The sequence below is a fragment of the Chloroflexota bacterium genome (genome assembly GCA_018825785.1).
Lineage (GTDB): Bacteria > Chloroflexota > Dehalococcoidia > JACVQG01 > JAHKAY01 > JAHKAY01.
On sequence record JAHKAY010000044.1, the window covers coordinates 1 to 14,763 of the forward strand.

The 14,763-nt window shown below is 59.0% G+C and carries 13 protein-coding genes; all 13 read left to right on the forward strand.

Annotated features, from left to right (window positions below; translation table 11 throughout):
• The first annotated feature begins 216 nt into the window (after positions 1-216).
• Positions 217-1,188, forward strand: coding sequence for an SDR family NAD(P)-dependent oxidoreductase (locus KJ624_06390; protein ID MBU2009443.1), 972 nt, complete (start codon positions 217-219; stop codon positions 1,186-1,188).
• Entirely contained in the window at positions 1,178-2,230 is a 1,053-nt protein-coding gene (locus KJ624_06395; GenBank protein MBU2009444.1) for a glycosyltransferase family 4 protein, read from the forward strand. The genes KJ624_06390 and KJ624_06395 overlap by 11 nt, the downstream gene beginning before the upstream one ends.
• The gene (locus tag KJ624_06400) at positions 2,227-3,954 is read left to right on the forward strand and encodes a nucleotidyltransferase family protein (GenBank protein ID MBU2009445.1); all 1,728 of its coding nucleotides are present in this window, start codon (positions 2,227-2,229) and stop codon (positions 3,952-3,954) included. The genes KJ624_06395 and KJ624_06400 overlap by 4 nt, the downstream gene beginning before the upstream one ends.
• The gene (locus KJ624_06405) at positions 3,951-4,901 is read left to right on the forward strand and encodes a glycosyltransferase (GenBank protein MBU2009446.1); all 951 of its coding nucleotides are present in this window, start codon (positions 3,951-3,953) and stop codon (positions 4,899-4,901) included. The genes KJ624_06400 and KJ624_06405 overlap by 4 nt, the downstream gene beginning before the upstream one ends.
• Before the next feature lie 2 nt (positions 4,902-4,903).
• Positions 4,904-6,073, forward strand: a complete 1,170-nt coding sequence (locus KJ624_06410) for a glycosyltransferase family 4 protein (GenBank protein MBU2009447.1) — start codon at positions 4,904-4,906, stop codon at positions 6,071-6,073.
• Positions 6,070-7,491 carry an O-antigen ligase family protein gene (locus KJ624_06415; GenBank protein ID MBU2009448.1) on the forward strand — a complete coding sequence of 474 codons (1,422 nt, stop codon included), beginning with the start codon at positions 6,070-6,072 and terminating at the stop codon, positions 7,489-7,491. Before KJ624_06410 ends, KJ624_06415 begins: the two co-directional genes overlap by 4 nt.
• Position 7,492: 1 nt before the next feature.
• Positions 7,493-8,665, forward strand: a complete 1,173-nt coding sequence (locus KJ624_06420) for a glycosyltransferase (protein ID MBU2009449.1) — start codon at positions 7,493-7,495, stop codon at positions 8,663-8,665.
• Positions 8,653-8,979, forward strand: a complete 327-nt coding sequence (locus tag KJ624_06425) for a glycosyltransferase (GenBank protein ID MBU2009450.1) — start codon at positions 8,653-8,655, stop codon at positions 8,977-8,979. The genes KJ624_06420 and KJ624_06425 overlap by 13 nt, the downstream gene beginning before the upstream one ends.
• A 125-nt stretch (positions 8,980-9,104) precedes the next feature.
• The gene (locus tag KJ624_06430) at positions 9,105-10,262 is read left to right on the forward strand and encodes a nucleotidyltransferase family protein (GenBank protein MBU2009451.1); all 1,158 of its coding nucleotides are present in this window, start codon (positions 9,105-9,107) and stop codon (positions 10,260-10,262) included.
• A gap of 33 nt (positions 10,263-10,295) precedes the next feature.
• Complete coding sequence (locus KJ624_06435; GenBank protein ID MBU2009452.1) at positions 10,296-11,936, forward strand: flippase; 1,641 nt, start codon at positions 10,296-10,298, stop codon at positions 11,934-11,936.
• A gap of 72 nt (positions 11,937-12,008) precedes the next feature.
• Entirely contained in the window at positions 12,009-12,575 is a 567-nt protein-coding gene (locus KJ624_06440; GenBank protein ID MBU2009453.1) for an acyltransferase, read from the forward strand.
• 195 nt (positions 12,576-12,770) lie between these two features.
• Positions 12,771-12,917, forward strand: a complete 147-nt coding sequence (locus KJ624_06445) for a hypothetical protein (GenBank protein MBU2009454.1) — start codon at positions 12,771-12,773, stop codon at positions 12,915-12,917.
• A partial coding sequence (locus KJ624_06450) for a hypothetical protein (GenBank protein MBU2009455.1) occupies positions 12,914-14,763 on the forward strand: 1,850 nt, incomplete at its 3' end. The genes KJ624_06445 and KJ624_06450, both read left to right, overlap by 4 nt.

Sequence of the window (14,763 nt, forward strand, 5' to 3'; positions counted from 1 at the left end):
CTATCTATTTCAGGAGAAATAGCCGTCACCAGACCTCTGGCCCAGCAGAACAAGGCCCGGGCCAGGGGTCTCCCCGGGGGACGGGGCGGGTCCGGGGCTGGCTTGCGAGTCTAAGGAGGAGGGGGCCTGACACCCGGCCGTCAGTCCTGCGGGGTCCCGCCCTTGGACGGAAGTCTCACCAAAAAGGGAATTCCTAGGGCCACGGAGGAATAGAAGATGGCAAGGACCGTGCTGGTCACGGGCGGGGCGGGGTTCATAGGCTCCCATGTGGTGGAGAGGCTATTGAGCCAGGGACACCACGTCGTGTGCCTGGACAACTTCGACGAGACCTACCCCCCGGCGCTGAAGCGAGCCAATATGCGTTCCGTTTCCTCCCATGAGCGGTTTGTGCTGGCTCAGGGCGACATTCGGGACAGGGCTTTCCTGGAGCAGACGTTATCTCGCCACAAGTTTGACGCCATTGTCCACCTGGCGGGCCTTTCTGGGGTCAGGGATTCCCTGGCCAAGGCGGCACTCTATGAAGAGGTCAACATCCGGGGCACCCTAAACCTCCTGGAGGAAGCCCGGGCCCACTCCGTGTCAAAGTTTGTCTTCGCTTCCTCCTCCTCGGTCTACGGGCTCAACGGCAAGTCCCCGCTTGAGGAAACCCAAAAACTGGACTCCCCCATCTCCCCCTATGCTGCCAGCAAGATAGCCGGAGAGCTCCTCTGCCACACCTTCAGCTACAACTACGGCCTCAAGAGCGTGGCCCTGCGCTTCTTCACCGTCTACGGGCCGCGCCAGAAGCCCGGGATGGCCGTCAGCCTCTTTACCAGCCAGATAGAAATGGGGGAGGAGGTCCCGGTCTTTGGCGACGGGACCTCCGTGAGAGACTACACCTATGTGGGGGATGTGGTCAGTGGCATAGAGGCAGCCCTCTCCTACCAGGGCCCGCCTTTTGAAGCGTTCAATCTGGCCTCGGGCCGGGAGGTAAGCCTAAACACCCTGGTCTCTCTCATAGAAGAGGGCATGGGGAAGAAAGCCCGGGTCAAGCATCTTCCTGCCCATCCCGGGGATGTCCGGGGTGGCCGCGGGGATTTCTCCAAGGCCAGGGCCCTCCTGGGCTACCAGCCCCAGGTGGACATAGACAGGGGTATACCCCTCTTTGTGGAGTGGTACAGGAATGCCCGGGTGGCCTTTGAGAACTAGAGGGCGGGTCTGCTTTGTGGCAGATAACCTCCTGGGCCCCCAGGATGAAGGGACAAGGAAATTCGCCTCTTCCCTGCTGGCGGCCTGGCCCAGGGACTGGGAGGTGCTGGCTCTCTCTCCCCGGGCATCCGGGCCGCATGACGGTGTCATCCCCCTTAAGACCAACAGGTTGCTGCTCGGCTGGAGGCTGAGGGAGAGGCTCCGCCAGTTCAAGCCGGGGATTGTCTGCTACGTACCCTCCTCCTCTGCCACCCTCTTTGGCCTCCTTCGCAGCCGGGTGCTCAAGCTCTATTGGCCCCAGGCCAAAGTGGTCCTGGTGGCCCTTCAACCCCACCCCTATGGATGGCTTGGCCGCACCCTGGCCCCCAGGTTGGCCCCGGACAGGATCCTGGTCCAGAGCCGGCGGACCGGGGAGGCCATGGGCCAGCTGGGCTTCCGGGTGGGCCTCCTCCCCGGGGGGGTGGATGCGGAGAGGTTCTCCCCGGTGTCAGGGGAAAGGAAGGCTGGCCTCAGGGCAAAGTACGGCCTGGACCCGGCGTCTTTTGTCGTCCTCCATGTGGGGCACCTGAGCCGGCTGCGGAATATTGAGTTTCTTCCCCGGGTGAGGCAGGCCCTGGGGTGTCAGGTCCTGCTGGTGGCCAGTAGCCTTCATAGTCAGAATCGGAGCCTGCTGGACCCCCTGAAGGAAGCGGGAATAGTGGTCCTTGACCGCTACCTGCCCCGCATAGAAGAGGTCTACCAGCTTTCAGACTGCTACCTGTTTCCCGTGCTTTCAGAACAAGCCTCCATAGAGGTCCCCCTGTCGGTCCTGGAGGCCATGGCCTGTAACCTGCCGGTCGTGGCTACCCGCTTTGGAGGCCTGCCCGACCTTTTTCAGGAAGGGCAGGGCCTCCTCTTTGCCACCGGGGACAGGGAACTCCTCTCCGCCCTGGAAAGGGCCCAGTCCGAGAACAGCTGCCACACGAGGGAGAAGGTGGCACCCTACTCCTGGCAGGCCGTGGCCCAGAGGGTTATCGCCCTGGCCCAGGAGGAGGCCCTGTGAGCACCCTGTCGTTACTGGCGGCCCGGCTGGTGACAGACCAGCCGCCCGTGGATGGGCTCCGGGAACCCCCGGAGGCCCTCCTCGAGCTGTTGAAGGAGAACAGGTATCCCCTCCTGGGTCTGATGCCTCACCCCGCCTGGAATTGGTTCTACAGGACCGAGAACTTCAAGAGGGAAAATGACGCCCATGAGGCCCTCCTTTCTTCCCTTGAGTCCGACTACTCTGGGGTTCAAGCATCTCTGGTCAATGAAGGCATTTCCCCCGTCCTCATCAAGGCGGCGCCTGCCTTCCCCTATACCAGCGACAACTTGGATGTGCTGGTGAGGCCAGAACAGGAGGCAAAGGCCAGGCTTGTCTTGACAAGATTGGGATACATTGAGCTAAAGATTGCGGAAGAGCCCCAGAAGTTCCTCTTTGCCCGGGTCAGAGAGGGAAGGATAACCTCAAAGCTCCATCTGCACACCCGCATCGGCTGGGGGGTAGGGTTCATGGACGAAGGGGCCTTGTGGCAAAGGGTGAGGCCTTATGGGGCGACCATGGTGCCTGCCCCTGAGGACATCGTCCTTATCACCGTGGCCCATAGCTTCTACGAGAACAAGAGGTTTACCCTGACTGACCTGATGAAACTGAGATGCTGCGCCCAGGGGGGCCTGGACTTTGACTACATGGAGAGGGTTGCCCGCTCCAGGGGCTGGGGCGAGGGGCTCTATTTCTGCCTTCTCCTCTGGGCCCACCTGGAGGAGCGCCTGTGGGGGCATGCATCCCTCCCCGAGCCGTCCATAGAGAGCTGGAAAACCCGCTTGAGTCCGCTTGCCTTGAGGTACTACAGGCGCCTGCTCCGCCGGGAGCCTGTCCTGCCCTTCCGGGTATCTTTCCTGTTCAGCAAGCTTCTTTACTACAAGAAGGTGTGGGAAGACCGGAAGGGGGGGTTGTGGGCCAAGCCCCGGGACACCGTCCTGACCCTGGTCCGGGGCGTAAAGGTGAAGGGCCGGCTGCACTTCCAGCCTCCATTCCTGGTCACCTTTAGCGGCGCCGATGGCACCGGCAAGACGCAGCACGCCATGGCCCTGGTGAGCGCCATGTCGGAGTGTGTCAAGGCGGAGTACTTCTGGAGCCGCTGCGCCTCCTCAGGCCCCTACCGGCTCCTGCGGGGGGCGGGGAGGCTTCTGCTCCGGCGCGGCGATGACGGGAGCAGGCCCTGGGTTGACCGCAAAGTCTCACTCTCCAGTCCCCTGCGGCGGGCGGTCTGGGTCTACCTGGTGGTGCTGGACCTGCTGTGGCAGTACTCGATCCATGTCAGGCTGCCCATGCTGCGGGGCAGGGTGGTGGTCTGTGACCGTTACGCATGGGACGCCGCCGCTGAACTGGAAGCCTCCCTGGCCCCTGGAGACTGGGCCAGCTGGCTGGCTATCCGGCTGCTCCTGGCCCTGAGCCCCAGGCCCAACATGAGTTTCCTCCTCCAGGCTCCCAACCCCGTCCTCGCCCAGCGCAAGCAGGAGCAGACAGACCCCCGCTATCTCTCCGCCCTCACCGAGGCCTACCAGAGACTAGCGCGGGCACACCCCTTCAGGGTCAACGACACAGGGGGAGACTTTGCCCCCCTGTCCGACGAGATAACCCGGGAGACCCTGGCCTGCTACATGGACCGCTATCACACTCTGCTCAATGGCCTTTTCCTCTCTAACCCCGCCCAGCTCAACCCGCGCCCGGAGGGAAGGCAATGAAGGTCTTGGTGGTTACCAACATGTATCCCAATCCGGAGCAACCTGCCGGTGGCATCTTCGTCCAGGAGCAGGTGAGGTCGCTGAGGGAAACGGGGATAGAGGTGGATGTCCTCTTCGTTAACGGCAGGAAGAGCCGCTGGAACTATCTCTGGGGTTTCTTCCGCCTGTGGGCGCGCCTCCTCAGCCGTCGCTATCAGCTTATCCACGCCCACTATGTCTACTCCGGAATTATCGCCCGGGCCCAGTTCTTCTACCCAGTGATAGTCACCTATCATGGGGTAGAGGTCTTCCTCAACAGGTTCAAGAACCAGGGTAGGCTCTGCCGCTGGCTGGCCCCGCTTGTTGACCGCGTCATTGTGGTATCCCCGGAAATGAAAACCCATCTCCGGCGGGGTCGGGTGATTGTCATCCCCTGCGGCATTGACCTGGAGAGGGTCAGGCCCATCCCCAGGAACGAGGCCCGACAACGGCTGGGCCTGTCCCCGGACAGAAAACTGGTCATGTCTGTGGGCTCCTACGCGCAAGGCTGTAAGAGGCCTGACCTGGCCGGGGCAGCCGCGCAGGAAGCCAAGGATAAGGACCCGGCCGTTGAGCTTATGTATGTCTTCGGCCGTCCTTACCAGGAGATGCCCCTCTTTTTCAACGCCGCCGACGTCCTGGTACTTGTCTCCGATGGGGAGGGCTCGCCCATGGTGGTCAAGGAGGCCATGGCCTGCAACCTGCCCGTAGTGGCTACGCCGGTCGGGGACATCCCCGAGCTCATTGGCGGCACCGATGGGTGCTTCCTGTGCGGCTGGGAACCCGGGGAAATAGCCGACAAGCTCCGCCTGGCCATCGGTTCGGGCAGGACCAAGGGGAGGGAGAGGATGGGGGAGATGGGACTGGAGAAGATCGCCTCCCGCCTTGTCTCGCTTTACCAGCAGGTTCTGCAGGAAATGGAGCGATAGGCATGGCAGACCAGCAGAGAAAGAGAAGGGTGTGCCTTGTCCGGCACTGGTACTACCCGCACGACAACCACCTCAAGCGGGACGCGGAAGCCCTCTTGGCCTCGGGGTGGGAGGCAGACGTGGTCTGCCTGAGGAAAATGGGGGAGAAGGCCAGAGAGGTGGTCAACGGGGTCCAGGTATATCGCATGCCGGTGGAGCACCACCGGGGCAGCCTTTGGCGGTATCTCTGGGAGTATTCCGCCTTCCTTCTCCTGGCCTTTTTCAAACTGGCCCTCCTTTCCCTCCGCCGGAGGTATCAGGTCATAGAAGTGAGCAATATGCCCGACATCCTTGTCTTCTCCACCCTGGTACCCAAGCTCCTGGGAGCCAAGGTGGTCCTCTATGTGCGAGACCCGATGCCCGAGAACTTCGCCGAGGTTTTCGGTGCTGGCGAAGGCCACCCTATGGTCCGGCTCCTGCGCCTGCTGCAGCGGGTGTGCATAGCCTATTCCGACCACACCATAGTAGTGGCTAAGACTCACAAAGAGAACCTCACGGCAAGAGGCATTGCCGCCACGAGGATATCAATTGTGGAGAACGTCCCTGATGAGGAAATCTTCCGCCCCGTACCCACCGTGCTCAAAGAGAACGGGCATTTCCGCCTCGTCACCCATGGCAGCCTGCTGGAGCGCTATGGTGTTCAGACGCTGCTACGGGCAGTACCCCTGCTTCTGGACGAAATCCCCAATGTGGAGGTTTGGATAGCGGGGGAGGGGGAATACCGCCCTCGCCTGGAGGCCCTGTGCCGGGAGATTGGGGTGGAAAACAGGGTACGCTTTCTGGGATGGGGCCCCTTTGAGGAGATGCCCCAAGTTATTGCCGGTGCCGATGTGGGAATAGTGACCGTGCAGTTTAAGGTCTACTGCTTGCCCAATAAGCTGTCCGAATACTTGGCCATGGGTAAGCCCGTGGTGGCCAGCGCGCACGAGTCCTTCAAGGCATATGTCCCGGAGGGGGCCGCCCTCTATTTCCGCCCGGGGGATGAGAGGGACCTGGCCCGCTGTGTGCTGGAGCTTTACCGGGACCCGGAAAAGAGAGCCTCGGTGGCGGCCCGAGGCCAGGCGGCCTACGAGCAATTTCGGTGGTCAGTCACTAGGCAAAAGTATCTGGCCGTCTTCGAGGGCCTGAGATGATAGCTACGACTCAGAGGGCCTGGTGGCCCCTAGCGGTGCCTTTCGCAATCATCTTGGCCATGGCTCTGGTGGTGGGGATGACAGTTTCTCCCTTGGAGCCCGCCTTGTTCCTGGTGCTGGCTGCCCAGGTGGTGATGGCCTTCCTAGGCTTCGTACACCGCCCGGCGTGGCTCCTGGCCTCCTTGACAGTGGGCCAGCTGACTTCGGCCAACTACATGGTGCCTGTGGGGGGATTGCAGGTCAGCACTAGGCTGGTGTGGACGATGGCGGCGCCAGTGCTCTTGTTGCCATACGTGGCCCGCTTCGGGCTGGATTTGGGCCCGCGCGCAAGGCGACTCATCACACCTATGGTTATCTTCTTTGCTCTGACCTTGCTTTCCAACGCCATCTATACTGACCCCGGATACACGTTCAAGTATTTTCGTTACACCGCCTTTTGGCTGGTCACGGTGTTTCTGTTTCCCGTCCTGGCCAGGGAGGAAAGGGACCTAAAGCTCTGGAGTGTCGTGGTTCTTATAGCGGGCACCATATCCGGGGTCTTAGCTGTGATGCAACACTACTCCATCTGGCGCGCATGGGATTTTATGGTCTCCCCCATTACCAGGTCTGGCTTCGGGAACAGAGCCCCAGGGCTGGCCGAGGCACCACCGCAACTGAGCTGGGGGCTGGCACCCATCATCGTAGTCCTGATAGGTGTCTTCTTCCTGAGCAGCATAAAGGGGAAAAAGGCCTGGTGCATGGTCGCCTCAGGCCTGGCCTTGAGCCTGGGGCTGTATTTCACCTATACCCGCACAGCGCCCTACGCCCTGGCCGCGGGGGGGCTGGCGATGGGGCTCTTCTTTGCGGGAAGGCTGAGAAGGGAATTCCTGCTAGCCCTGCTGCTGGTGGGGGCAGGGTTCTGGTGGTATACCGACATGGTGGGAAACCGCTATGACAGGACCAGCTTCACCGAGGACAGGAGCGGCGCCACCCGGATGGTCTTTTGGCAGGCAGGGCTGAATATCGTCAAGGCTAATCCCGTGCTGGGCATGGGACACCGCGACTATGAGAGCACCTCACTAGAGTACGAGGCCAGCATTAGCCCTTACTATCTCGAGCTCTTCGGGGCAGGCAATTCCCTGGGCACCAGCGCGGTGCACAACGACTTTCTCAACGTCTGGCTCTCCTTTGGTACTCCGGCCTTGCTCCTCTTTCTCTTCCTCTTCGGCGCTGTCTTCTGGAACTTCGTAGAGGCCTATCGCAGGGCAAGTAGTCCCTTCCTCAAGGGCCTTTCCCTGGGGGGTGCTGGGGCAGTGGTGACCTACGCTGTCAACGCCTTCCTGCATAACATCATGGATAGTTCGGCCCTGTTCTTTGTGCTGGCCGGCCTTTCCCTGGCCCTGACCAGTCTGGCCTGGAAGACCCCCGAGAAAGGATAGGATGGAAGATAAGCACATTGTGGTGGCCCTCTTTGTCAATGCCTTGGCGGTAGGGGGGGCGGAGCAGCAACTCCTGGAGCTGGCCCGGGGGATGGACAAGAGCCGGTTCAAGCCCATAATCGCAACCCTATTCCCCTTCTCGGGAGGAAAGCTGGAGGAGGAAGCCAGAGCTGCCGGGGTGGAGCTGGTCTCCCTGAATCGGCAGGGCTGGTTTGACCTTTGGGCCTTCTACAGGGCCTTCCGGCTGCTGCGCAAGAGAAGGGTGGATGTGGTCCAACCCTACCTTACCCCGGCTACCCTCTACGGCCTTGTCCCTGCCCTGGCAGCAGGCACCCCTGTCAAGATAGTGACGGAGCGTTGTGGTCTGCGCGCAAGGGCAAGCTGGCGCAACAGCCTCTACCGCAACATTGAGGACTTCCTCTCCCGTTTTGCCGACGGGGTGGTTCCCAACAGCCAGGCGGGCAGAGAATACGTACTGAAAAGAGGCCTCAAGCCGGAACGGGCAAGGGTGATCTACAACGGCATAAACCTGGACCGCCTGGTCTCGACTCCTGATAAGGTAGCACAGGTTCGGGCCCAGATGGGAGTCCCGCCCAATGGGAAGGTGGTGGGAATAGTGGCCAGCCTCTCCCCTCAGAAAGACCACCTGACCTTCCTCCGGGCTGCCAGGATAATAAGCCATGACCAGCCCCAGACCCGCTTTGCCTTGCTGGGGGATGGCCAGCTACGCCCCCTTCTGGAGGCAGAAGCTGCTGAGTTGGGCATAGCCCCCCTTGTTACATTTTGCGGCATTCAAAGGGATATCGGCTCCTACATAGGTAGCTTCGACGTGGCTGTCCAGTGTTCCGTGGACAAGGAAGGCTGCTCCAATGTCATTCTGGAGTCCATGGCCCTGGGCAAGCCCGTGGTGGCCACAGAGGTCGGAGGCAATCCAGAGCTAGTGGAGCCACGCGTCAGTGGACTTCTCGTCCCTCCCGGCGACCCCCAGGCCCTCGCAAGGGCGGTGACTAGCCTGTTGGAGGACCCCAAAAGGTGTCAGGCTATGGGGGAGAAGGGGAGGGCCAGGGTGCTCGCCAACTTCAGCAAGGAGCAAATGGTGGCGGACTACGAGAAACTCTGGCTGGAGCTATTGGAGAAAAAGGGGAGAAGCCGACAAAAATCATGGCCAGGGTAAGTGTAGTCATCCCAGCCAATAACCGGGCCCGCCTCCTCCCTGAGGCGGTGAACGGCGTCCTGGCCCAGACCTATCAGGACTTTGAGCTCATCGCAATTGATGATGGCTCCACCGACGATGGCTGGCCAAAGAGGCCGCCACTGGCTCGGCATTCAATATCAATGGGAAGCTTTCAGGGCCTGCCCGTGATTGCTCTTTCAGAGAGATGGCATCTCCCTGGTGATGAATGCGGCCAGGGGCTTTGCCCCCACGCGGCTCAAGCGCAGACTGGCGCAAACCCTGAGGGTTTTCCGCCTTTGGTGTGGTGCCGATGAGGAAATTGCCTGGAGGGAGGCCTCCCCTTTCTGGCACCCATCCTGAAAGAGGAGAATTCCTGGACCAGGAGAAACGTGTCAGGGGGGGACTTCCTGGCACTGAGAAGGAACGCGCCTGGAGTTTCATGCTCCTGGCAGTTGGGTCCCGGACAAGGTCCCAACTAGAGGAAAGGCTGTGCCACCTCCTCAAAGAGCCCCTGGACTGGCCCTATGTGCTGAGGGAGGCCCAGGACCAGGGCATCGCCCCCCTGCTGGATGAGGCCATAGACTCCCATCATCTGGATGACCTAGTGCCTACCTCCTGCCGCCTCCATCTCGGGAAGGCGAGGTCCTGGGTCCTCCATCGCAACCTTCTCCTTCTTTCTGAGCTGAAGAGGGTCCTGGGCCATTTCAGCACCCTGGGCATAGAGGCAATCCCCATAAAGGGACCCATCTTGGCCGAGACCCTCTACGGGGATCTCAGCCTGAGGCCGGTTTCTGATCTTGATATCCTGGTCAAGCCTGGAGCCCTACCCGTTTGCCGCGGAGCCCTAGCCTCCCTAGGCTATAGGAGTATTAAAGCGCGTGAGGAGGGCCATCCCTTTCATGACCCCCCGTACTACCTGCCAGGGTCGCCGCCCCTTCTCATTGAATTGCACTGGGCCCTAAGCGACGAGGCGCTGGTGCCCCTAGACCCGAAGGCCATTTGGGAGCGGGCAGGCTACGCCTCAGTAGATGGGGCGCGGATGCTTACCCTTTCCCCCGAGGATAACCTCCTCTTCCTGGCCTATCACCTCACTAAGCACGCCAATGGCGCCCTGCGCTGGCTTTCTGATGTTGCCCGGCTTCTGGAAAGACATGAAACCTCTCTAAGCTGGCCCTACATTGTCCAGGCCCTACCTTCTACGGGGACAAAGAACTTCCTCTACTCTTCCCTGGCCCGGGCCCATCGTCTTCTGGGTGCCCCTGTCCCCCTGCCTATTCTGGAATCTATCGCCCCTCGAGGGGCCCGGCGCTTGGGGTTGAACCTGATAGCAGGTGACCGTGTCTTCCTGGGGATTGAAAAAGCCCTGAGGGTTGAGAGACTGGGGCTGGCCCACTGCCTGATGCACGCAGGGGCGCGGCGGGTGGGGCACGCCTATTTCGAGCACCTTCTGGGGGGCGGGAAGAGGCCGGGGTGGCCGCGCCTTTTCAGGCGAGGGACGATCGGTGTGGTGCGGAGCGGGCTGGCCCTACTAACCGCCCTGGGGGAAACATGTGGCAGAAAGCTGATGGGAAAACAAAGGCGGAATGATAGCGCCTGACCGAATAGAACAGGTATTGCAGAGAGGCAGTCATTGAATACACCAAATAGCCCTTCCTCGGAATCCCGGGCACAGGCCAGCGGGGGCACGGCTGAGAAGGTGGTCCGGAACAGCTTCTTCAACCTGGCAAATGTTGCTGTCACTATTCCCCTTTCCTTCATCATTTCCATCATTCTGGCCCGAGGGCTGGGGCCGGAGGCCTATGGTACCTATGCCTTCTATATCTGGGTTATTTCCCTTTGCGGTTACATGGTGAACTTGGGCCTGGGGTCTGCGGCCATCAAATACATCTCCGAATATTCTGGAGGGGGCAAAAGGGAAGAGGCCAAGGGAATAATCTGGATGGTATTCAGGGGCCGTCTGCTGGTCGGTCTGGCCCTATCCCTGGCGATTCTACTCCTGGCGGTGCCTCTCAGTCATATCCTGGGAAAGGGACATAGCCCCCTCTTTCTGGTTTTGGTGGCCCTGGCAGTGGTGCCCTATAACCTCTACTATCTTCTCCAGTCTATCTTTGCCGGACTTCAGAAGTTTGAATATTGGACCATCCAGGCCCTGGTTACCATCCCCCTGCGCCTTGTCCTGGCCGTCCTTCTCCTTTACCTGGGGTTTGCTGCCATGGGGCAGCTCGCCCTGGACCTGTTTATCTGGGTGCTGGGTCTTGGAGTGGCTATCTTCCTTCTCAACCGGTTCATCCCGTTGAGGAGCCTCTTACGGGCCCCCCTGACCCCGGAGGCCTTCGCCAGGGCCCGGAAATACGCCGTGGCCATGACGGGCATCCTCCTGGCCCATTACCTCCTCTGGGAGCGTCCCGAGGTCTTCTTCTTGGGGCTCTTCCGTCCCGATGAAGAGGTGGGATTCTATAGCCTGGCGGTCAAGCTCCCCCGCTTCCTGATGACCCTGGTGCCCGCCGTATTGGCCGGGGTGCTCCTTCCTACCCTGTCGGAGCAGTTCGGGAAAGGGAACCTGGCCAAGCTAAAGACTGTCTATACCACCTCAGCCCGCTACCTTATGATCCTGGCCCTGCCCCTGGTAGCGGGGGGCATTGCCTTGGCCACCCCTCTGGTAAATGTGGTTTATGGGGCAGCCTATACCCCTGTTATCCGGACAATGGCTATAGTCTTTCTCCCGGCCGCTTTTCTTGTCTTTGTCACCCTTTGCCTCCATGTCCTCTACGCCATAGACAAGCCAGCCTATGCGCTTAGGGTGAATCTCGTGCTGGCCCCCCTGAACATAGGGCTCAACTTGCTCGTAATTCCCCGCTATGGCATCCTGGGGGCTGCTCTAGTTACCTCCAGTTTGCAGCTACTGTCCTTTCCTATATACATCTGGCTAGTCTACAGGGAGACCAGGGCCCTCTGGCCCTTGGCCGACGGGGCCAGGACAGCCCTGGCCGCTTCCTTGATGGGCCTGGTCCTGTTTTTGGTGTATAGCTTGTGGGGCAACCTTCCTGCACTTGTCTTAGCTCTCTCCTTGGGGGTCCCTGTGTATTTCCTGGGACTAGTGGCTGTGGGGGCTCTCCGCCCAGGGGACCTGGCTACTCTGGCCAAGGCCAAGGAAATTCTCCCCCGCCGACTGGCTGGCCCCTACCAGAAGGTTCTGGGAGTGATGCAGGGGATAGTCAGGGAAGAAGGCTTTCTCCCCTCATGGATAACGGGGAGCGCGAGGAAGCGATGACAGGGGGGAAATGGCATGAGGCTTCACCAAGTGGCCCGCGTAAACAAGTGGAGTGCCACGTTTCTGTTAGCCATGAAGCTTAGGACGAAACGCGTAGTCAAGCTTAGCTCGAAGCTTTTCTTTCTTGCAATGTACTACTCGTTTGCCAGATATCTTCCTGTTTCCTATAAACCATATGGAGGGAGAATTGCGAGAAAAGTAAGATATGTTCTTTGCAGACACATTTTTGACAAATGCGGTAAGAACGCGAATATCGAACACGGTGTAGACTTCGGTAGCGGAAGCGGGATAGAAATTGGCGACCATTCGGGTTTGGGTATAGATTCCCGGATCGGTCTTGTGAAGATTGGCAAGGATGTGATGATGGGCCCGGAGGTCATGATAATCTCTCGCGAGCACATATATTCTGACTTGGAGAGGCCAATGAGAGTGCAAGGTGGTGTATCAGAGGCAGTCATCATTGAGGACGATGTCTGGATAGGCGCGCGTGCCATAATCTTGCGAGGCGTGAGAATTGGACGGGGATCAATCGTGGGCGCAGGGGCGGTTGTGACTAGGGACGTACCCCAACATGCAGTGGTAGGTGGTAACCCCGCCAGAATCCTGAAGTATCGGCTCAGGTCAGAAGATCCCATCTGAATTAGGCCAAGAAGACCCTTCTGTCTTAGCTAATTGCCAACTTGACCAGCCTAGCTATGGCCGCTCTCACCTGCGCGTGCCTCATGGGGACTGGACTCGACTACCAACAGTTGGGTCGTCAGTACTATCACTGCTGGAACGAACGGGCTATTGAACGGCTTCCCACTTTTGTTTTAGACTTGGAGCGGTCAAGATATGGTTGAGAAGATGTCAAGAGTAGTTAATTTCATCAGGGTTCTTTTGCCTTCCCTTGGGTTCCTCGCCGTGTGCCGGGCCCAGTCCCAGTTTGGTCAGCACCAGATGCCGGAGACCCACATTCCAATAGGGAGCTTCACGGTTTGATGCGGAAGGGCGGGCTCGGGACAGTGAGGCTGCTGGCGGGCGCCGCTCTAGTTCTGCTTGCCCTTGCCCCGATACTGCCCGCAGCCCCGGCGTCTGCCCAGGTGCCGGGGACTCTTACGCTGGATGCAAACTTCCACACCATATCAGTAGTGGCTAGTTTCTCCCAAGCGCCTGCCACTACCACACTCGAATATAGGAGGATTTCCGACTCCACCTGGCGCTCTTACGATAGCCGCCTCATCTACGTTGACACGCGAGCTTCGACGCCAAGGGGGACGAACTGGACGGCAAACACCGCCAAGGCCAAGATCTTCGGCCTCAGCCCCAATATCACCTATGATGTGCGCATCACTTTTGATGGTACATCCGTTCTGACTGGGCAAATTACCACGCTGGACACAACGCCTCCTGAACCATCTCTAAGGACTGTCTATGTGGCTACCGATGGCAACGACGCGAATAATGGCTTGGCTCCCGAGACACCGAAGCTAACGATTAACGCTGCTTTTGCCATGGCCCAAGCTGGGGACCGTATCTGGATTAAACCCGGCACTTACGTACTAACATCTCAAGCAGTTCTTGGCGCAAACGGTACAGCTGACAACTGGATACGGGTCACGAAATGGGAGGGAGAAGCCGGGAATGTAATAATAGAAGGGAATGGGTTAATAAATGGCGTCATCCTTCTCTATGGTAGTTACCAGCGCCTTGACCACTTGACTATCCGAAAGGCAGGGAATGAGGTTGTAGGAGTAACCTCATATCCATTTGGGCTAAAATCATGGCGCTGGCTCGACAACAATACAATCACCGACTGGGATATAGAGTCACCGTTTGGTGATGCCTATGCGGGAATTTATGCCTCCGGCAACTCCGAGCGGACGATCATCGTGGACAATTACCTCAAGAGAAGAGATGTGGTAGCCGGCAACCAGAATGGGACTGGCCATGCTATTTGTGTAAAGCAGGAGACTGGAGGGACAGACCCGACATTCGGGGGAAGACATATTGTTTGGCATAATACCGTCATAGGCGGTTCGGATGGTATTTCAGATATGGGTGAAGGTGATGTACGAGGAGGTTGGTATAGGAACTCAGACATCTACGAGAATAATATAAGCTGGGTCTGGGATAATGGCATCCAGTTTGATGGGGCAGCTATGAATGTCGCTGCCTGGGATAATGTTATTCATAGCAGCATGAGTGCCATATCTCTTGACCCAATCACAATAGGACCAGCCTACAGTATACGAAACCAGTCTTATGACCTTAGAGACCTGGGCGGACCTTGGGGAGCAGGTAGAGTAGGGTACAAAGCTGGTAATTCCTCTAACGGTATGTGGTACTTAATACATGAAAGTCAGTACCTCCAAGCCGAGGGTGGCGTTACTCCTGGTAACAATGTCGCGCAGGAGAACTCTGGCCTTGCCAGCTTTATGATCTTGAACTCTGCCCTTATGTCTGACAGATATGTTATTGAGACTACTAGTATGGTAGGAAACGGCGGTATAGCTGTCACGGACTACAACGTGATGTATACTACAGACAGTGCCAAGTTCGTGCAGTGGTGGTACACCAGGTACCTCAACTTGGGTGCCTATAAAGCAGGAACAGGCAATGAGGCAAATGGTTGGTCCAGAAACATGGCTAGCCTCGACTGGGTAAACGCTGCCAATGGTGACCTCAGACTTGTACAGAGTTCACCCCTTATTGATGCAGCCGCAGTGATAGATGGTATCAACAACAATGTAGAGGACGATACCTGGAACTACAGTGGTTTCGCTCCAGACATAGGGGCTGTAGAATCACCCTTCACGGGCCCTGTTCCCACACCTACCCCCACCCC